Here is a 19,846-nt window from a genome sequence, read left to right on the forward strand (position 1 = left end):
ACCGGTTGGTGTCTATCAGGGAAAACCCGTAGGCTGCCGCCCGGATGGCAGGATGATGCGAGATTGAAAAAGGGGAATGTGGGGAAGGCGCTCAGCGCTGCTCGGCGATAAACGCCCAGCGGGCCAGCGTGGCGGCGTTGCTGGCATTGAGCTTGTGCATCAGGTTGCTGCGGTGGATCTCGACGGTTTTGACGCTGATCCCCAGGCGGTCCGCGATCTGCCGGGAGGTATCGCCCCGTCCCACCCGCAGCAGCACCTCGTGCTCCCGCGGGGTGAGCTGTTCCCGCAGCCAGGCCAGGTCTTTATGGAACGATGTGCTGCCGGCGCTTTGCCGCAGGATGCGCAGCCGGTTCAGGCGGCCGGTCACGGCGGCCAGCAGCTCCTCGGCGGTAAACGGTTTGGTCAGGTAGTCGTCGGCCCCCGCGGCCATGGCCCTGCGCAGTTCGCTGCGGTCGGCCAGGGCGGTCACGAAAATGAAGGCAACATCGGCGAACAGGACATCGCTTTTCAGGATGTCGAACATGGTATGGCCGTCCATTTCCGGCATCATGATGTCACAGAGGATCAGGTCGGGCACCTCCTCCTGCACGGCCGCCAGGCCGGAGCGCCCGTCCGCGGCGGTGCGGACCCGGAACCCCTCCATTTTCAGGATCATCTCGATGTTGCCCCGGTAGGAGGGGTCATCCTCGATGACCAGTATGCTCTGCGTTCGCCCTGATTCGCTCATGTCTCCATCTCGGCAAGCGGCAGCGTGACCAGCATGGTGGTTCCCGCTCCCGGTGCGCTGGTGATCGTGATGGTTCCCCGCAACAGCTCCAGCGCCTCCCGCACAATGGCCAGGCCAAGGCCCAGCCCCCGGCGCAGACCGGTATTGCTTCCCCGGTAATAGGCTTCAAAGATATGCTGCTGATCATCTTCGCTGATCCCGATGCCGGAATCAACCACTTCCAGTACGAGCTGTCCCTCGATGCGCCTGGCCCGCAGCGCGATGAACCCCTCCGGCGGGGTATAGCGAAAGGCGTTGCTGAGCAGATTCTGCAGTACCCGGCGCAGGAGGGTTTCATCAAGCACGGCACTGCCGCAGTCGTCGCCGATGGCGAGATGCAGGGTGTGGCCGTTGCTCCAGACCGTTTCCGCCTCACCGGCAACGGTACGACAGAACGCCGTCAGGTCCACCTGCTGAAGAACCGGCTCGTAGCTGCCGCCTTCCGCCTGGTTGTGGGAAATAATAGCGGTGGTCAACTCCGACAGCTGCCGGGCCGCGCTGCGGATGCGGCTGTTCTGTTCGCCCCGCTCCGCAGTGTTCAGGCGCTCCCAGTAGCGGTCCAGGATGTCGGTGCTGGAAGCCAGCAGTCCCAGCGGTGTGCGGAATTCATGGGCAACCGTTTTCAGGAACCGGCTCCGTGCCTGGCCGGCCTTTTCCAGTTCCTGATTCTGCTGCTGCAGGAGCTGCTGCTGCGCCTTCTGCTGACTGATGTCGGTGACGGAAAAGACGGCGTAGGACTGGGCTCGCTCAGGAAAGATTGAGGTTCCCTGCACCCAGGCCCAGAACCGCTCGCCGTTCTGACGCATCACCGCCACCTCACCTGCGAAGGACCCCCTGTTGACGATCGCCTCGTACATGATCCGGCCGTACTGTTCGCTGGCTTTCGCGTTTTCATAGAGACATGCCGTCGACGTGCCGGCCATGGTTCCCGGTGCAAATCCGAAGATCGCCTCCAGGGCCGGGTTGCAGCGCTCGATGATCCGCTCCCGCAGGATGGCAAGTCCGGTGGGCAGGGTCTCCAGAATGGCCTTCTGCTCCCGCAGCGTCGTGCGCAGGGCACGGTCGCTGGTCTCCTTGGCCAGGAGCAGCATGCTGAAACCGCTGATCAGCATCATGCAGTAAACGGCCGGCAGCATGACCTGGTGGATCATGACGCCGAAGAAAAGATGGGACTGTGCCGGCTCCACCAGCGCCCAGACCGCCCTGACCCCGAAAATCAGGGCCAGGAGACAGAAGCTCCAGCCCAGGCCGCGCCGCAACAGCGACGCTTCCCCCCCGTGCTTCAGCAAAGCCCACCCCGGCAGCGCATAAAAGAGCGTATGCAGGGAAAAACTGACCGCGATACTCTTGGATGGTTCAAGGAACAGCATGACGACGCAGGCTGCCATGGTGGCAGCCGCGGTACTAACATGCAGGAAGCGGCTGACCCGGCGGCCGGTTATGTGAACGATGGCCCATCCTTCGTAGGCACAGCCGCTGAGCAGCAGGCAGTTGGCCACCAGAACGCCGATGAATTCAGGGGTTGCGTCACGAGCATACAGCAGCAGCGATCCCCCACCCTGCATGAACTTGGCGGTCACCCAGAAGGGAATCCGCTGGGACGGCTCCTTACCGTACTGAAACAGGATCAGTATGGTGCCGAAAACGAACGAGCCGATTGCCAGCGTCAGAATGACGGTTTTGATATCCACGACAGCCTCCTCGCACTCACCTGGAGCACGCCGGAGCAACGTAGCAGTTTGCGACAGTCCGCTCAATAGGGGTTTCCCCCGATGGGAGCCGCCGTGACACCATCAGCGATCAGATCAGGAAAGCCTTTGCCCGGATGCGAAATGAAGGGTGCCGGTTGCGGAATGGGGGGCGGTATAGTTCGAGAACATGGCAGGAGCACATTTTTTAGCTAACTACGGCTCCAATCGTGCTATACAGGAACGTTATACACGTTATTGCCGATATTGGTACACCGGTGAGAAGAAAGAAGCGACCATGAAGTTTATTGATGAAGTCAAACTGCACTGCAGCTCCGGCCACGGCGGCGCCGGCTGTGTCTCCTTCCGGCGGGAGAAGTTCATCCCCTTCGGCGGACCGGACGGCGGCGACGGCGGCCGTGGCGGCGACGTACTCTTCGAGGCCACCTCCGCCCTCTCCACCCTGCTGGAACTTCGCCACAAGCCGCACCAACGGGCGGAACGGGGGCGTCACGGCATGGGCAAGGACCGCCACGGCGCCGCCGGAGCCGACCTGACCGTGAAGGTGCCGGTGGGAACCGTGATCAGGGATGCCGAAACCGGCGAGGAGCTGGCCGATCTGACCGAAGACGGCCAACGGATTGTCCTGCTCAAGGGAGGACGGGGGGGGCAGGGAAACGCCCGCTTCGCCACCTCCACCAACAAGGCCCCCAAGTTCGCCCAGCCGGGCGAGGAAGGGGAAGAACGGATTCTCCGACTGGAGTTGAAGCTGATGGCCGACGTGGGGCTTTTGGGCCTGCCCAACGCCGGCAAGTCATCGTTGATCTCGAAGGTCTCGGCAGCTCGCCCCAAAGTGGCCGACTACCCCTTCACCACTCTGGCCCCCAGCCTGGGGGTAGTGGCGTACAAAGACTACCGTTCCTTTGTCATGGCCGACATACCGGGGATCATCGAGGGTGCCCATGACGGCGCCGGCCTGGGACACCGCTTCCTCAAGCACCTGGAGCGTTCCGGCATCCTGGTGCACCTGGTGGATATCTCCGGCATGCCGGACAGCGACCCCTTTGCCGCCTACGAGGCGGTGAACCGCGAGCTTGCCCTGTTCAGCGACGAATTGGCCCACAAGGCCCAGATCGTGGCCCTGAGCAAGATGGACCTGCCCACGGCCCGCGAGCATCTTGAGGAAGCGACCCGCTGGTTTGCCGAGCGGGGAGTTGCCGTTCACCCCATATCCTCAGCCACCGGCGCCGGGATCGAGCGGCTGCTGGACGCCATTGCCGAACGGCTCTGGAGTGCCCCCAGGGAGGAGTGGTGATGCGCCGGGAGTTCCTGAAAAACATCCGCCGGGTAGTAATCAAACTGGGCAGCCGGGTGTTGACCGATGATAGCGGCTCGCTGGACGGCACCGTGATCCGACAGCTTTGCTCCGACGTAGCTGAGCTGCGCATGCGGGGAATCCAGGTGGTTCTGGTCTCCTCCGGTGCTGTGGCCGCCGGTCGCAACGCCTTGGGAATGCCGGAGCGCTCCGGCACCATTCCCCAGAAGCAGGCGGCGGCGGCGGTGGGACAGCCCCGCCTGATGCGACTGTATCAGGAATGTTTCGAACAGCACGGCCTGGTCACCGGCCAGGTATTGCTGACCGCCGACGACCTGGCCAGTCGCCAGCGGTTTCTCAATGCCCGCGGCACCCTGGAGGCGCTGCTGGCGGCGGGGGCGGTGCCGGTGATCAACGAGAACGACACCGTCACCGTGGCTGAGATCAAATTCGGCGACAACGACAACCTCTCGGCCCTGGTGACCAACCTGGTGGAAGCCAATCTGTTGCTGATCCTGACCGATATCGAAGGGCTCTACACCGCCAATCCCGCGATAGATCCGACGGCCCGGCTGATACCGCTGGTGCGCAGCGTCACCAGAGAGATCGAGCGTGCCGCCGGTGGCAGCGGCTCCAGCGTCGGAACCGGCGGTATGGCCACCAAGGTGGCGGCGGCCAAGAAGGCGGCCCGTTATGGAGTGCCGACCCTGATGGCACCGGGGAAACGGCCCGGCGTGATCGGCGCGGCGCTGGCGGGCACGGAGATCGGCACCCTGTTCCTGCCGGCCGACAAGGGGTTGAACCGTCGCAAGCACTGGATCGCCTACACGTTGCGGCCGGCCGGCAAAGTCCTGGTGGATGCGGGCGCCCGCACCGCGTTACTGGAGAAGGGGACCAGCCTGCTTCCGTCCGGTATCCAGGCTGTTGAAGGACGCTTCGAGCGGGGAAGCTGCGTGCGGATCTGCGGGCCGGACGGCGAGGAGTTCGCCCGCGGGGTCAGCGATTACGGTAGTGCGGAAATCGCACTGATCGCGGGACGCAAGAGTGCTGAAATTGAAGAGGTGCTGGGCTACCACTACGGTGATGCCGTGGTGCACCGCGACAACTTGGCACTGAAATAATTCCGGAATACTCTCCGGGCAGGGCCACGAAAAACGCCCGCCCCGGCACAGCCGGGGCGGGCGTTTTTCATCATGATTGCTGCAATCGGCGCTACGGTTTCACAATGGTAAAGGGAGCTCCCTGAAAAGTCTGCTTCTGTTGCAGCACCGTCTGCACCAGGTCGACCGACGTCCTGAGCTTCTGCTCCTCACCGCCATCCCGTACCACCACGGTCAACGTCCGTTCCGCCAGCGTTCCCCTCTCGATATCGCTGATCCGGCAGGCGGCGGTCTGCTCGTTTTCGATCCAGCAGCCGTTCTCACCGGCGTTGACCAGTTTGAGCCGCTGCGGCAGGGTAATGCGCAGGTCAACCTCTTTGGCCGGCTGGGAGCCGACATTCAGCACCGACACTTTGTAGGCAAGCTGGTCCCCCGGCCGCGCCTGGGGTTTTTCCAGCCGTGAGACCACCCGCAACAATGGCGCCGCCACCACGGTCTGAATCAGCTGCTGCTGCTCGACATCGCTGAACTTCGTGGAGGCAGCCTTCACGGTCAGGTTGAATCGTGCACCGTCCACCTGGTCCGCCGGCACCGCAAAGGAGACTATCCCCCGGAACATCTCCTTGGGCTTCAGCGCCACCGTGCGCACCGGCCGGGACGGGTCCTGGGCGGCCGCGACGACCGTATCGGCGCCGCTGGGCACCTGTGCCGCCACCGCGAACTCCTCGCCCCGCATGCTGCGGTTTGCCAGGGTAAAGGGGATGGCCGCCGTACCGCCGGCCACCACCACCGGACGGGTAAGCTGTGGTTCGAAGTCAAACTTGATCGCATCCCGTTCAGCCTTGAGGGCCGCCAGCCGTTCCTGCTCCCGCCGTTCCGCCTCGGCACGCTCTCGGGCGATCCGTTCACGCTCGGCCCGCTCCCGGGCCTGGCGTTCCCGCTCCAGCTTTTCCGCCAGGGCACGTTCCCGGGCCAGTTGCTCGTTCCGCACCTTCTGGGCGGCAAGGTGCAGGTTGCGATTGGGCAACAGCTTCTCGCCGTTTTTCTGACGCCTGCCCAAGGCAACCAGTTCATCCTCGACGGAGGCGGCCAACGAGTTGCCGGAAAACTCGGCAAAGAAACGGTTGATGGTGCGACCCGCCGCTTCGTTGTCGCCGGACCGCTGGTGCGCACGCGCCAGCATCACCAGCGACACGTCCCGCAGGGGGGAATCGGGGAACAGCTGATCCAACTGGTTGAGTTTCTCGGCGCTGTAGAGGTAGTCCTTGTGCTGAAACGCCGTAAAGGCGGCCATGAACAGCGAGGAGTCGTCAACATCCGCCCGCGAAGATGCCGGTAGCGCCAGGCAGAGTAGGAGCAACAGCAGCGGTAGGCGTATCATTCCACGAAACTCCTCAGTTTCTTGCTGCGGCTGGGATGGCGCAGCTTGCGCAGCGCCTTGGCCTCGATCTGGCGAATCCGCTCGCGGGTCACCTCGAAATCCTGCCCCACCTCTTCAAGCGTATGGTCGCTTTTTTCGCCGATGCCGAAACGCATCCGCAGCACCTTCTCTTCCCGGGGGGTCAGGCTGGCCAGTACCCGCGACGTCTGCTCGGACAGGTTGGCCTTGATGACCGCCTCCAGGGGAGAGACCACCCCCTTGTCCTCGATGAAATCGCCGAGATGGGAATCCTCCTCCTCACCGATGGGGGTCTCCAGGGAAATCGGCTCCTTGGCGATCTTCAGCACCTTGCGCACTTTATCCAGCGGCAGCTGCATCCGCTCGGCGATCTCCTCCGGCGACGGTTCGCGTCCGTTTTCCTGCACCAGCTGCCGGCTGGTGCGGATCAGCTTGTTGATGGTCTCGATCATGTGCACCGGAATCCGGATGGTGCGGGCCTGGTCGGCAATGGCCCGGGTTATGGCCTGGCGGATCCACCAGGTGGCATAGGTTGAAAACTTGTAGCCGCGCTGGTACTCGAACTTGTCCACCGCCTTCATCAGACCGATGTTCCCCTCCTGGATCAGGTCCAGGAACTGCAGGCCGCGGTTGGTGTATTTCTTGGCAATGGAGACCACCAGGCGCAGGTTGGCCTCGATCAGCTCGGATTTGGCGATGCGGGCCTTGTGCTCCCCCTCCCGAATGGCGCGGATCGCCTTGGAGAGCTCCATCGCCTTGAAGCCGGATTCCTGCTCCACCTTGGTCAGCTTGCGGGCAGCGTTCTTGAGCCGCCGCTCCACGTTCTGGAACTCCTCTTCGGCCAGTTTAAGCGGTTTGAGGGCGGCCATTCCCTTGGTTTCGTCAGCCCGGAACTTATCCAGCAGTTCCTGCAGCTTGTCCGCCGGCACGATGGCATGGACCTCGGCCAGCTCCCGCTTGACCTTCAGCACCTTGGTGGAGAGTTCCTTGAGACGGTCGGCCACCCGGGTGATGTGGCGGTCCTTGAGTCGCAGGGACAGCAGCAGGGTAGCCTGCTGCTCCTTGGTTTCGCGAATCTGCTTTTCCAGCTCCTTTTTCTTGGCTGCTGCCTTGGCGGCATCCAGGGCGGTCTGCAGTTCGGTAAGGCGCCGGTCATGCTCGCTGATCAGGTCGATGGTCTCCAGCAGCCTGATCTTGTGATGATCAACAACCTCTTCCTCTTCCGTCGGCTCGGCCTCCGGGTCTTCCTCGATATCCTTGCTGATCTCCGAAGGAGCGATCTGGTGTTTGCGCAGTTTGTCACCCAGTACCAACACCTCCTTGACCGTGATCGGCGTGCTCAGGATGATATCGGCAACCTCCCGCTCACCGTCCTCGATCCGCTTGGCGATCTCCACCTCCCCTTCACGGGTCAGCAGGGAGACGGACCCCATCTCCCGCAGGTACATCCGCACCGGATCGCTGGTACGGCCGATGGAACCGGGCTCGAACTCGATCTCCTCCGCCTCTCCCTCGCCCTCCTCGTCTTCCTCAAGATCGATCTTCATCTTGGGAATCTTGACCTTCTGGGCGGCATCAACGATCTCAATATCCAGCTCCCCGAACATCCCCATGACATCGTCAATCTGTTCGGTGGCAATGTCCGGCGGCAGAATGTCGTTCACTTCGTCAAAGGTCAGGAAGCCCTTTTCCTTGCCGATGTCGATCAACTGCTTGACATCTTCCATGTTTTTCTTTGCCATTGGTATCCCTTCAACTTGGATCGTAGTAAGTGGTTGTTCCGAACGTCGTTCCATCCACCCATCGGACGGCAGCAGGCATTACTGTAACGCAGATTTCCGGTTTCGCAACTCTTCGGCTTTTTTCAGCAGTTCAACGTATTCCGGGCTGTCCGGCCGCAGACTGCCGAGCTGCACCGAAAGCTGCTTGAGCTCCCGCACCGCCGCCTGCTGCGCCCGCTGGAGGCATTGCTGCAGGGCGGTTCGCCAGTCAATGTCGGCCAGGTGGGCACCGGCCATCAGCAGCCGGGCCGCCAGCGTCTTCTGTTCGTCGGTTTCAAGCCGGGCCAGCAGGTTGCTGCTCCCCGTGCCGTCCGCCGTCTCCCCCTCTGCGATAATTGCCCGGGCCAGCGGCAGATGATGGCGATCGAACACCTGGTCGAGCCCGATGGCGGCCATCTCGGAGCGGGAGTCGGGATAGCTGGCCAGAATACCCAGCAGGGTCTCCTGCAGCGCATCACGGGGGATCGGCCGCGCCTCCCCGCCCGAGGCGCCCCGCTGCTGCCCGGTCGCCGGGAGACGGGAATGCCGTGAAGGCTCCGGCCGGTCACCGGTCAGCCGCTTGCGAAAGGCCGGCAGATCGACCCCCAGCAGCCGGCAGATCTCTTTTTCGTACAGGTTGCGCTCCACCGGATCGCTGATCCGTCGGAAACGGGGCACGATCTCGTCCATCAGCCGCACGCGGCGGTCGATACTGTCCGGCGGCGTTTTGGCCAGCAGCCAGTGTAGGAACTGCTCAAAAGCCGGCCGCGCCGCCCGCACCTGCTCCCGGAAGGCATCGGCACCCTGTCGCTGCAGGAAACTGTCCGGATCCTCCCCCTGGGGCAGGCTGATCACGTAGACCGGCAACTTCTGCTCCAGACAAAGTTCCATGGCACGCACGGCGGCACTCCGCCCCGCCTTGTCGCCGTCAAACAGCAGGTATACCTGCTCGGCATGCTTGCGCAGCAGGGCGATATGGCCGTCGGTCAGGGCGGTGCCGCAGGTTGCCAGCACGTTACGTACCCCGGCCCGGTAGAGCGCCAGATGATCAAAATACCCCTCAACCACGATGGCGGAGCGTTCCTGACGGATCTCGCGCAGGGCCAGGTCGATGCCGAACAGTACCGTACTTTTCCGGTACAGCGGCGATTCCGGCGTATTGAGATATTTAGGCAGCCCCTCGTCCAGCACTCGCCCGGCAAAGGCGATCGTCTGTCCCTGGTTGTCCCGGATCGGAAAGATCAGCCGGTTGTGCAGCAGGTCATACCAGCCCCGCTCCCCTTTGCGAATGATCCCCAGCTCGGCGGCCACCTCCAGGGAGCAGCCTTGTTCCCGCAGCATCTGCACCAGGGTATCGCGCCGACCGGCTGCACAACCGATACCGTAGGCTGCCGCCGTGTCCGGGTCCACCTCCCGCTGCTGCAGATACCGCCGGGCAGCTGCGCCGTCGGGATGGCGGTTCAGAATATCGCGGTAGCGCTGCGCCGCCAGCTTCATGATGGTGCGCTGTTCCTCCCGCAGCTGGCCGGCCCGCTGCTCGGCCTCGCTCAGGGGACGCTCTTCGATGGTGACCCCGGCCCGGGCGGCAAGCTTTTTGATAGCCTCCGGAAAATTCAGCCCTTCAATTTTCATCACGAAGGTAAAGATATCGCCGCCGGCGCCGCACCCGAAACAGTGAAATATCTCCCGCGCCGGGTTGACATTGAACGATGGCGTCTTCTCTCCGTGGAAAGGACATAGCCCCACGTAATTGGCGCCACTACGTCGCAGGGGAAGGTACTCTCCCACCACGTCAACGATGGAAAGCCGCTCCGCGACCTCCCTGACTTTCTCTTCCGGAATCATGGTACAGCCGACCTCAGCGTCTTGGCATGGTCCAGCGCCATGCCGCCGAACCGAACCAGCAGTGCCGCGTGGCGGTCCTGCCGGATCTGCTCCTTCAACGGGAAGGAAAGGGGAACGGCAACCACGGCATAGAGCATCATGCCCAACAACAGCGCCCCTTCCAGGACGCCCAGGGCCAAGCCGCCGAGCCGGTTTACCCAGCCCAGCAGTGCCAGCTTCACCAATCCGGTCAACAGGCTGCCCACCAAGTGGGCGCCGAGCCCCACCGCCAGCAGCAGACCGGTGAAGGAGACGATCCGCGCCGCGTGATACGGCATCAGCGTTGTCAGGGGAACGGCAAGGGGCTCGTGGAAGCGGTAGGCCAGCCAGCCCCCCAGCAGCAGGGCAGTCAGCGAGGCCACCTCGGTGATCAGCCCCCGCAGCAATCCCCGCAGCCCCCCCAGGGTCAGTACCGCAAGCATGGCGATGGTCAGGAAATTCATGCCCGACTCGGAGCTGCAGGGGCAGAGACGCCGACGGGGCTTTCTTTCGAAAGCCCCGTACTTGCTGGATTCCCGGCGAAGTAACCGCCAGGTGGTGATAGACATAACTCCATCATCGGCACACTCGAACCGCCTAGTCCATCATTTTACGCTGTTTCTTCAGTGCACGCTTGCGTGCGGCAATGGCCTTCTTCTTCCGCTTGATGCTGGGTTTCTCGTAATGCTCCCGCTTGCGGACTTCAGAGAGGATTCCCGCTTTTTCGCACTGCTTCTTGAATTTCTTCAGGGCGAGGTCAAATGGTTCGTTTTCCCGAATCTTTACACCTGGCATCCATGATCCCCCCCTTCGTCGTCAGATACGCCATGAAGCGGCTGTGCCGCCGTCAATGTCCAGGTACTGTTTTTTGCGAGTCTTGCATAGTAACAGCAGAAATAAATATGTCAACAGGTAATAAACGCGGATGGCAACGTTCAGGCGGGAGGCAGCTTCCGTGAAGCCTTTTCCGCAATGCCCGAGGTACCGAAACGGCGGCGCAACTCATCCCATACCGCTTCTACCGGCACGTCACGGGCCGCCAGCAGCACCAACAGGTGATAGCAGAGGTCCGCAGCCTCGCAGGTCAACTGGGCCTGCTCCCCCCCCTTGCCGGCGATGACCACCTCGGTAGCCTCCTCCCCCACCTTCTTCAGAATCCGGTCCAGCCCCCCCTGCAGCAGGGAGGCGGTGTAGGAGCTGTCCGGCGAAGCATTTTTCCGGGAGAGGATCACCTGATACAGTTCATCGAGCATATGCCGGTTGTCGCTCATCTCAGACCACCCTGACCGGGACGCCCCGTCCCTGCAGATAGGTTTTCGCCTCTTCCACGGTATGCTGACGGAAGTGAAAAATGGAGGCTGCCAGACAGGCCGACGCCCCGGCGGTGACAAAGCCGTCGTAGAGGTGCTCCAGGGTGCCCACCCCGCCGGAGGCGATCACCGGAATCCGGACCGCATCCACCACGGCCCGGGTCACGGCCAGGTCGTACCCATCCTTGGTGCCGTCCCGATCCATGCTGGTCAGCAGAATCTCGCCGGCTCCGTAGGACTCCATCCGCGCCGCCCACTCCACCACGTCAATGCCGGTTGGCTTGCGGCCGCCGTGGGTGTAGACCTCCCAGCGCTGCTCCCCCGGCACCTGGCGGGCATCAATGGCCACCACGGTACATTGGGAGCCGAACCGCTCCGCCGCCTGCCGTACGAACTCGGGACGGTGAACCGCGGCGGTGTTGATGGATACCTTGTCGGCGCCGGCATTCAGCATCCGGCGGATATCCTCCACCACCCGAATCCCCCCCCCTACGGTGAGCGGCATAAAGACCCGCTCGGCGGTGCGGCGCACCACATCCACCATGGTATCGCGCCCATCGCTGGAGGCGGTGATATCCAGGAAAGTCAACTCATCGGCCCCCTGACGATCATAGGCCTCCGCGATCTCCACCGGATCCCCGGCGTCCCGCAGGTCCAGGAACTGCACCCCCTTGACCACCCGGCCACCGGTAACGTCCAGACAGGGAATGATGCGGCGGGTCAGCACGCTCTGCCCCGCCTGGTCAGGGCAATGGCTTCGGCAAGGTCGATGGCGCCCGTGTAGATCGCCTTGCCGGTAATGGTGCCGCTGACGCCGCTCGCCTCGATGGCCATCAGGTTTTCGATATCGGCGAGGGAGGAGACACCGCCGGAGGCGATCACCGGAATGGCGATCGCTTCGGCCAGAGCCCTGGTGGCCTCGATGTTGGGGCCGGCCATCATGCCGTCCCGGCTGATGTCGGTGTAGATGATGGCCGACACGCCGCAGTCCTCAAACTTCCGGGCCAGATCCACGGCGGTGATGCCGGTCACCTCCGCCCACCCCTGCACCGCCACCATACCGTTCTTGGCATCGATCCCCACCACGATCCGACCGGGGAATTTCCGGCAGGCCTCCACCACCAGCTCGGGATTGCGTTGGGCAGCCGTGCCGATGATCACCCGGGACAGCCCCAGGGAGAGGTACGCCTCGATGGTGGCGATGTCACGGATGCCGCCACCCAGCTGGGCCGGGATACTGATCGCCGCCAGGATCGCCTCGATGGCCCCCTTGTTCTTCGGCTCACCGGCAAAGGCACCGTCCAGGTCCACCAGGTGCAGCAGTTCGGCCCCGGCCTGCTGCCATTTCAGCGCCTGCTCGGCCGGGTTATCGGAAAACACGGTGTCGCGGTCCATCTCTCCCTGCTCCAGACGGACACACTTTCCTTCCTTCAGATCAATGGCGGGTATGACGATCATCTCAACCTTTCATCTCGGCAAAGTTTTTCAGCATCGCAAGGCCCACGGCCTGGGATTTCTCCGGGTGGAACTGTGTGGCCACCAGGTTATCCCGGCGGATGGCGGCGCAGAACTCCCGGCCATAGGTACAGGTGGCGGCCACCACGGCCGGATCATCCGGTTGGACATAGTAGGAGTGGACAAAGTAGACGTCGCTGCCATCGGCAATACCGTCAAAAAGCGGCGATGGCTGCCTGAAGCTGAGCTGGTTCCACCCCATGTGCGGTACCGGCAGTTTTTCGCCCCCCTCGGTCATACCGTCGGGAAAGCGGACCACCCTGCCGGGAATCACCTCCAACCCCTTGTGCAGACCGAACTCCTCACTCTCCGAGAACAGGAGCTGCAACCCCAGACAGATTCCCAGAAAAGGACGCCCCTCGGCGATCACCTGCAGGATCGGCTCAACGAAGCCCCCCTGCTCCAGGTTGCGGATACAATCACGGAAAGCCCCCACACCGGGCAATACCACCCGCTCCGCAGCCAGAATCCGGGCCGGGTCCGCAGTAACCAGCGCCTCGTAGCCAACTTTCTCGAATCCCTTCTGGACCGAGCGCAGGTTACCCATGCCATAATCGATAATTGCAATCATTTAATACCGTGCTTGATCAGGTGGGGCGCATAGCGCTTGTCCTCACCCTTGATATGGTTGGTCAGCCAGTCCTGCAGAAAATCGATAACGCTCTGGGTCAGTACCGCCTGTCCTCCCTCGAACTGCCCCTTCAGCTCCAGCACCTGGTTCACCAGCTTGGCGTGCAACTGTTTATGGCCTGCCTCCTGGGGATAACCGGTGGTGCGGAAGGCGTTCTCCTCGTGGGCGAAGTGGGAGCCGGTGTAGTCGATCAGGCGGTTCAGAATCTGGCCGATGGCCTCCTTGCTCCGCTTCTGCTGCATGGCGTCGTGCAGCTCGTTGACCATGTTGAACAGGACCTTGTGCTGCTCGTCGATGCTGCGAATACCGGTCTCGAAGCTGCTGTCCCATTCCAGGGCGTTGGAAAGGCGGAACCGTCCCACCAGCTTGTGCAGCTCGTCAACCTGCTCGGCCAGTTTCTGGGTGGCCACGGTGGTGCTGCGGGCATTGTCCACGTTGCTCTGCACCACGTCGGTGATCATCTGGATATTCTGGGTGATCTCGCTGGTGGTGGCGGTCTGCTCCTCGGCGGCGGTGGCCACCTGGCTGATCTGCAGCGACAGCTCACTGATCTTGTTGAGGATATCCTCCAACGCCTCACCGGAGCTGGTGGTGGATTCCGTGCCCCGCTTGACCTGCTCCACACCGGCGCTCATGGAGCTGACCGCTGTCTGGGTTTCGGCCTGAATGGTCTTGATCATGCCGCTGATTTCCTTGGTGGCCTTGGTGGTCCGCTCCGCCAGGGCGCGCACCTCGTCGGCAACCACGGCAAAACCGCGTCCCATCTCCCCGGCCCGGGCCGCTTCGATGGCGGCGTTCAGGGCCAGCAGGTTGGTCTGGTCGGCAATATCCTCGATGGTGCCCACAATGGCGCCGATCTGGTCGGAACGGGAGCCCAGGGCTTCCACTGTGGCTGAAGAAGAGACCACCAGTTGGGCGATATTCTCCATGACCTTCACACTGTCGCTGACAATGCGGGCGCCGGCCGTGGTCTGCTCAGAAGCAACATGAGCATTTTCGGCGGCATAGAGGCAGTTGCGGGCAATATCGCTGGAGGTGGCGGACATCTCCTCGCTGGCAGTGGCGATGGTGCCGGCCTGCATGGCCACATCCTCGGCAGCGGCAGTCATGGAGGCGGTGGTATTGCCCACCAGGGCAACCGAGTCCCGAACCAGGTCGGCAACGGAGAAAAACTGGCGCATGGCCCTGTTGATGTCGCCCATCATGGCGTTGAAGGCGGTGCCCAGGCGGGCGATTTCACCGATACCGTCGGGCGTCACCTTGGCCGACAGATCGCCGCTTGCTGCCTTTTCCATGGCGGCAACCAGCTTCTCAAGCGGCTTGAAGGCGCTCTGACAGAGCAGCCAGAGCACCATGGAGGACCCCGCCAGCAGTGCGATGCCGACCGCCAGGGCAACAAGGGCGCCCATCGGTGCCAGGATGGTCATCAGGATAACCGTCAGCACGACAACAACAGCATTTCCCAGAACAACCCGTGCCGTAAAATTCATACGCTGCCACCTCCCAAAAGGTTAGGTTGGAGGAATCTATGCAGAAAGCCTGGAGAAGTCGGCGATCTTACCGAAAAGCCGATTGATGGCGGTCAGAAGCGCCAGCCGGTTGCCGCGGACATCCTGGTCGTCGGCCATGACCATGACGGCATCAAAGAAACCGTCAATGGCCCACTTGATGGCGGCGATCTCGGTCAGCGCCTCCAGATAAGCCCCTTTGCCGGTTTCGGCGTCCACCTTGACCTTGGCCTCCTGGAACGCCTTGTACAGGGTATGCTCGGCTTCGTCCTGGAACTTGTCCGGCAACACCGGGGCATCAACCCCGTCCTTGACGATATTGCAGACCCGTTTGAAGGCAGCGGTCAGGCTCTGGTAGTCGTCCCGCAGCCGGAACGTCGAAAGAGCCGTGATACGGGCCGCCACGTCCGCCAAGTCGTCGAAGCCGGCCGCCACCGCCGCATCCACCACATCGGCCGGATACTGCTCGGCCAGCAGGTTGATGAAACGGCCCCGGAAGAACTCGATGATGTCGCCATGTACTTCTTCGTACTTCCGGGTCATCCGGGTGGCAAGGGACTGGAGCGCCTCGGTGACAAAGGCCGACAGGGAGAAACGATACCCCCTGTCGAGAACAATATTGATGATGCCGATGGCGGCACGGCGCAGGGCATAGGGGTCTGCCGAGCCGGTGGGGATCAGCCCCACGCTGAAACAGCCGCAGATGCTGTCCAGCTTGTCGGCAATGGAGACAAACGCCCCCACATCGGAAGCCGGCAGGTCGCCGCCGGCCTGGGTCGGCAGATAATGCTCGGCAATGGCGTTGGCCACCTCCGGATCGATCCCTTCCAGCAGGGCGTACTCACGCCCCATGATCCCCTGCACTTCGGGGAACTCGCCCACCATGCCGGAGACCAGGTCGGCCTTACAGAGGTAGGCGGCTTCATGAACCTTGCCGACGACGGCCGGGTTGAGCTGACGGGCCAGGCTCCCGGCAAGACGGCGGAACCGCTCCATCTTCTCGTAGGAGGTCCCCAGTTTCTGCTGGTAGATGACCGACTTCAGCGACTCGACCCGGGTGGCCAGCTTCACCTTCTGATCCTCTTCAAAGAAGAAGCGCGCGTCGGAGAGGCGGGCCCGCAGCACCCGCTCGTTCCCCTTGACCACCACCGACGGGTCTTCGGCCACGGTGTTGGGGATGGTGATGAAATAGGGAAGCAGCTTCCCCTGCTCGTCAACCACCGAGAAGTAGCGTTGATGGGAACGCATGGAGGTGATCAGCACCTCCTTGGGAACCACCAGAAACTCGGCCGGAATGGTCCCCACAATGGCGCTGGGGTACTCCACCAGATAGGTTACTTCGTCCAGCAGCGCCTCGTCCGGCAGCAGCTGGCCGCCGGTACCCTTGGCCGCCCGGTGGGTCTCCCGGCGGATGGTTTCCTTGCGCCGTTCCTGGTCCACGATCACGAAGTGTCGCTCGCACTCCTCCTGATAATGGGCGAAGTCCCGTACCGGAAACGTCTGATTGGCCATGAAGCGGTGGCCGCGGGAGATGTTGCCGCTCTGGATCGGCCCGAAGGCAAAGGGGATCACACTGCCGTCGAACAGGGCCACGATCCAGTGCACCGGCCGGGCGAAGCGGACATCCAGGTCGGCCCAGCGCATGGACTTTTTGAACGGAATGGTGGCGATCAGCCGGGGCAGCAGTTCGGCCAGCAGCTCATGGGTGGGGCGGCCGCTCTCCTTTTTGGTGACGGCCAGGTACTCGCCTTTGTCGGTGTCGACCACCTGCAGTTCGGCAACCGTGACCCCCTGGCCCCGGGCAAACCCTTCCGCAGCCTTGGTCGGTTTCCCCTCGGCGTCGAAGGCGGCCTTTTTCGAGGGGCCCATGGCGGTAATCTCGGCATCGGGCTGCAGGGCCGGCAGCCCCTGTACCACCAGGGTCAGCCGGCGCGGGGTGCCCAGCGTCCTGATCCCGCTGAACTCCAGACGGGCCGCAGCCAGTTCTTTGCGGATCATCTCTTCCATGGCCGAGAGCGCCTTGGGGACAAAACCGGCCGGAATCTCCTCCGCGCCGATCTCAAGCAGCAGTTCCCTGGACATGCCTTAGTTCCCCCCTTTCAGCAGCGGATAGCCCAGCCGTTCCCGTTGCTGAACGTAGGCTTCGGCACAGAGCTTCGCCACGTTGCGGACCCGGCCGATGTACGAGGCGCGCTCGGTCACCGAGATGGCGCCGCGGGCATCCAGCAAGTTGAAGGTATGGGAACATTTCATGACAAAATCATAGGCCGGGAATACCAAGCCTTTTTCAGCCAGGCGGATACATTCCTGTTCATAGTTGGTAAACGACTCCAGGAGCAGCGCCACATTGGCCTCTTCGAAGTTGTAGGTGGAAAACTCCACCTCGGTCTGGTGATGGATATCGCCGTACTTGACCCCCTTCACCCACTCCAGGTCGTAGACGTTGTCCACCCCCTGCAGGTACATGGCGATCCGCTCGCAGCCGTAGGTGATCTCCCCGGCAACCGGCTTGAGGTCGATGCCGCCGGCCTGCTGAAAATAGGTGAACTGCGTGATCTCCATGCCGTCCAGCCAGACCTCCCAGCCCAGCCCCCAGGCCCCCAGGGTGGGGGATTCCCAGTCATCCTCCACGAAGCGGATATCATGCTGGCTCGGATTGATGCCAAAGGCCCGCAGGCTGTCCAGGTAGAGATCCAGGATATTGGTGGGGGACGGCTTCATGATCACCTGGAACTGATAGTAGTGCTGCAGCCGGTTGGGATTCTCACCGTAGCGGCCGTCCGTCGGACGCCGGGAGGGCTCCACGTAGGCGACGTTCCAGGGCTCGGGCCCGAGAACCCGCAAGAAGGTGGCGGGATTGAAGGTACCGGCGCCCTTTTCGGTATCGTAGGGCTGCTGGATCACGCAGCCCTGCTTGGCCCAGTACCCCTGCAGGGAAAGAATCAGATCCTGAAACGTCACGGCACGACCTCCGGCAGGATGGAGTGAAAAAGAAGATCAAAGGGGCATACGATAGCAGGCCGCAGCCACAGGGGTCAAGGGGCAAGAGGACTGCCCCGGTTCTTTTTGAAGGCACGGGCTCCGATTGTTCGTACTTTTCCGTTGACATTGATCCGCGGTTTGTGATTATGCTGAAACGCTGCCTACGCAGCTATTGCCCTCGTTGGCCTTCATACCTGTGTCTGACTCCCATTAGAAAAAACTGCTTAATCCAAATTTATAGGCTGTAGATGTGCTGTTTCACATATCCCGCGCAACCAGAGGTATCCTTTCCTGATATCAGTGCCGTCGCAGCCGTCCCCGTCCGCACCGGACCGGCTTGAAACCATCCCCGCAACCTAATCCCACCAGCAGGAGAATGTCGTCGTGAATTTACAGGAATTGAAAGGCAAGAAGATCAGTGAACTGAACACCATTGCTCGTGATCTGAACATCGAGGGTGCATCGGGTCTGCGCAAGCAGGATCTGATCTTTGCCATTCTCAATGCCCAGACGGAACAGAACGGCTCCATCTACGGCGAGGGTGTCCTGGAAATCCTGCAGGACGGCTTCGGCTTCCTGCGGGCCACCGACTACAACTACCTGCCCGGTCCCGACGACATCTACGTTTCTCCCAGCCAGATTCGCCGCTTCAACCTGCGCACCGGCGACACCGTGGCCGGCCAGATCCGTCCTCCCAAGGAGGGAGAACGCTACTTTGCCCTGCTGAAGGTGGAAAGCCTCAACTACGAACCCCCCGAGGCGGCCCGCGACAAGACCCTGTTCGACAACCTGACCCCGCTCTATCCCGAAGAAAAACTGAAGCTGGAAACAGCACCGGACAACTACGGCATGCGGGTCATGGAGCTGGTTTCCCCCATCGGCAAGGGACAACGGGGCCTGATCGTGGCCCCTCCCCGCACCGGCAAGACCATGCTGATCCAGAGCATCGCCAACTCCATCGCCGAAAACCATCCGGAAGTCTACCTGATCGTACTGCTGATCGACGAGCGCCCGGAAGAGGTGACCGACATGCAGCGCTCGGTCAAGGGCGAAGTAGTCTCCTCCACCTTTGACGAGCCAGCCACCCGTCACGTCCAAGTGGCGGAAATGGTTATCGAGAAGGCCAAGCGCCTGGTTGAGCATAAAAAGGATGTGGTCATCCTGCTGGATTCCATCACCCGCCTGGCCCGGGCCTACAACACCGTGCTCCCCCCCTCCGGCAAGATCCTCACCGGCGGGGTGGACGCCAACGCCCTGCAGAAACCGAAGCGGTTCTTCGGCGCCGCCCGCAACATCGAGGAAGGGGGGTCGCTGACCATCATCGCCACTGCCCTGGTGGACACCGGCAGCAAGATGGACGAGGTGATCTTCGAAGAGTTCAAGGGAACCGGCAACATGGAAGTCCATCTTGACCGCCGCCTGGTGGAAAAGCGGACCTTCCCGGCCATCGACATCAACAAGTCCGGTACCCGCAAGGAAGAACTGCTGATCGAGCGCAGCGCCCTGAACCGGATCTGGATCCTGCGCAAGGTGTTGCACCCGATGAACGTGGTGGACAGCATGGAGTTCCTGCTGGACAAGCTCTCCGAGACCAAAACCAACCAGGAGTTCCTGGACGCCATGAGCAAGGGGTAAAAAAGCGCTTGTCAGGCGACGGCGTAATCCGATACAGTAACGGACTGAATACAACACGGCTTTATAAACGAGCTGTCTGAACGAGGAGGTAGTACCCGATGAAAGAAGGAATCCACCCGGCTTACAATGAAATCACCGTCAAGTGCGCCTGTGGCAACAGCTTTGAAACCCGTTCCACCCGCAAGGAGATTTTCACCGAAATCTGCTCCGCCTGCCATCCCTTCTTCACCGGCAAGCAGAAACTGGTGGACACCGCCGGCCGCGTCGAGCGGTTCAAGAAGCGTTACGGCAAGGCTTAGCACGGTTGTACGGCATGTCCGGGGGGATGCATCCTTTGCAGGTGCAGCCCCCTTTTTGCATCCTGGGGGGTTCCG

General features: G+C 62.3%; 18 protein-coding genes. 4 read left to right on the forward strand and 14 right to left on the reverse strand.

The features are described 5' to 3' along the window. Window positions 1–91: 91 nt before the first annotated feature. Window positions 92–727 (reverse strand): response regulator transcription factor, encoded by a 636-nt coding sequence (locus RAK07_RS09660; RefSeq protein ID WP_305732625.1) that lies wholly within the window; start codon window positions 725–727, stop codon window positions 92–94. Continuing rightward, complete coding sequence (locus RAK07_RS09665) at window positions 724–2,457, reverse strand: PAS domain-containing sensor histidine kinase (RefSeq protein ID WP_305732626.1); 1,734 nt, start codon at window positions 2,455–2,457, stop codon at window positions 724–726. Before RAK07_RS09665 ends, RAK07_RS09660 begins: the two co-directional genes overlap by 4 nt. Before the next feature lie 295 nt (window positions 2,458–2,752). Between RAK07_RS09665 and obgE the strand changes: the two genes are divergently transcribed. Beyond that, window positions 2,753–3,769: a GTPase ObgE gene (gene obgE / locus RAK07_RS09670; RefSeq protein WP_305732627.1), complete on the forward strand. Its 1,017-nt coding sequence runs from the start codon at window positions 2,753–2,755 to the stop codon at window positions 3,767–3,769. Further along, window positions 3,769–4,890: a glutamate 5-kinase gene (proB, locus tag RAK07_RS09675; RefSeq protein ID WP_305732628.1), complete on the forward strand. Its 1,122-nt coding sequence runs from the start codon at window positions 3,769–3,771 to the stop codon at window positions 4,888–4,890. Before obgE ends, proB begins: the two co-directional genes overlap by 1 nt. 91 nt (window positions 4,891–4,981) lie before the next feature. Here the strand turns inward: proB and RAK07_RS09680 are convergent, their stop codons facing one another. The 12 genes from RAK07_RS09680 to glyQ all read right to left on the reverse strand — a co-directional run bounded on the left by RAK07_RS09680 (window position 4,982) and on the right by glyQ (window position 17,816). Beyond that, on the reverse strand, window positions 4,982–6,250 hold the full coding sequence (locus RAK07_RS09680; RefSeq protein ID WP_305732629.1) for an outer membrane protein assembly factor BamD: 1,269 nt from the start codon (window positions 6,248–6,250) through the stop codon (window positions 4,982–4,984). Beyond that, window positions 6,247–8,010 (reverse strand): RNA polymerase sigma factor RpoD, encoded by a 1,764-nt coding sequence (gene rpoD, locus RAK07_RS09685; RefSeq protein ID WP_305732630.1) that lies wholly within the window; start codon window positions 8,008–8,010, stop codon window positions 6,247–6,249. The genes RAK07_RS09680 and rpoD overlap by 4 nt, the downstream gene beginning before the upstream one ends. A gap of 78 nt (window positions 8,011–8,088) precedes the next feature. Continuing rightward, window positions 8,089–9,873, reverse strand: coding sequence for a DNA primase (gene dnaG, locus RAK07_RS09690; protein ID WP_305732631.1), 1,785 nt, complete (start codon window positions 9,871–9,873; stop codon window positions 8,089–8,091). Continuing rightward, window positions 9,870–10,355: a CvpA family protein gene (locus RAK07_RS09695; RefSeq protein WP_305732632.1), complete on the reverse strand. Its 486-nt coding sequence runs from the start codon at window positions 10,353–10,355 to the stop codon at window positions 9,870–9,872. Before RAK07_RS09695 ends, dnaG begins: the two co-directional genes overlap by 4 nt. A 133-nt stretch (window positions 10,356–10,488) precedes the next feature. Beyond that, window positions 10,489–10,686 carry a 30S ribosomal protein S21 gene (gene rpsU / locus RAK07_RS09700; protein ID WP_305732633.1) on the reverse strand — a complete coding sequence of 66 codons (198 nt, stop codon included), beginning with the start codon at window positions 10,684–10,686 and terminating at the stop codon, window positions 10,489–10,491. A 140-nt stretch (window positions 10,687–10,826) separates the two neighbouring features. Next, window positions 10,827–11,162: a phosphoribosyl-ATP diphosphatase gene (locus RAK07_RS09705; protein WP_305732634.1), complete on the reverse strand. Its 336-nt coding sequence runs from the start codon at window positions 11,160–11,162 to the stop codon at window positions 10,827–10,829. 1 nt (window position 11,163) lies between these two features. Next, entirely contained in the window at window positions 11,164–11,928 is a 765-nt protein-coding gene (hisF, locus tag RAK07_RS09710) for an imidazole glycerol phosphate synthase subunit HisF (protein WP_305732635.1), read from the reverse strand. Then, the gene (gene hisA, locus RAK07_RS09715) at window positions 11,922–12,659 is read right to left on the reverse strand and encodes a 1-(5-phosphoribosyl)-5-[(5-phosphoribosylamino)methylideneamino]imidazole-4-carboxamide isomerase (RefSeq protein WP_305732636.1); all 738 of its coding nucleotides are present in this window, start codon (window positions 12,657–12,659) and stop codon (window positions 11,922–11,924) included. The genes hisF and hisA overlap by 7 nt, the downstream gene beginning before the upstream one ends. A gap of 1 nt (window position 12,660) precedes the next feature. Further along, the gene (gene hisH, locus RAK07_RS09720) at window positions 12,661–13,287 is read right to left on the reverse strand and encodes an imidazole glycerol phosphate synthase subunit HisH (protein ID WP_305732637.1); all 627 of its coding nucleotides are present in this window, start codon (window positions 13,285–13,287) and stop codon (window positions 12,661–12,663) included. Further along, window positions 13,284–14,837, reverse strand: coding sequence for a bacteriohemerythrin (locus RAK07_RS09725; protein WP_305732638.1), 1,554 nt, complete (start codon window positions 14,835–14,837; stop codon window positions 13,284–13,286). Before RAK07_RS09725 ends, hisH begins: the two co-directional genes overlap by 4 nt. 36 nt (window positions 14,838–14,873) lie before the next feature. After that, on the reverse strand, window positions 14,874–16,937 hold the full coding sequence (gene glyS / locus RAK07_RS09730; RefSeq protein ID WP_305732639.1) for a glycine--tRNA ligase subunit beta: 2,064 nt from the start codon (window positions 16,935–16,937) through the stop codon (window positions 14,874–14,876). Between the two features lie 3 nt (window positions 16,938–16,940). Next, complete coding sequence (gene glyQ / locus RAK07_RS09735) at window positions 16,941–17,816, reverse strand: glycine--tRNA ligase subunit alpha (RefSeq protein WP_305732640.1); 876 nt, start codon at window positions 17,814–17,816, stop codon at window positions 16,941–16,943. A 405-nt stretch (window positions 17,817–18,221) separates the two neighbouring features. Between glyQ and rho the strand changes: the two genes are divergently transcribed. Continuing rightward, window positions 18,222–19,472 (forward strand): transcription termination factor Rho, encoded by a 1,251-nt coding sequence (gene rho / locus RAK07_RS09740; protein WP_305732641.1) that lies wholly within the window; start codon window positions 18,222–18,224, stop codon window positions 19,470–19,472. A gap of 98 nt (window positions 19,473–19,570) precedes the next feature. Next, window positions 19,571–19,771, forward strand: a complete 201-nt coding sequence (rpmE, locus tag RAK07_RS09745; protein WP_305732642.1) for a 50S ribosomal protein L31 — start codon at window positions 19,571–19,573, stop codon at window positions 19,769–19,771. The last annotated feature ends 75 nt before the right edge of the window (window positions 19,772–19,846 follow it).

Origin of the sequence: Trichlorobacter ammonificans (assembly GCF_933509905.1) — a bacterium.
Lineage (GTDB): Bacteria > Desulfobacterota > Desulfuromonadia > Geobacterales > Pseudopelobacteraceae > Trichlorobacter > Trichlorobacter ammonificans.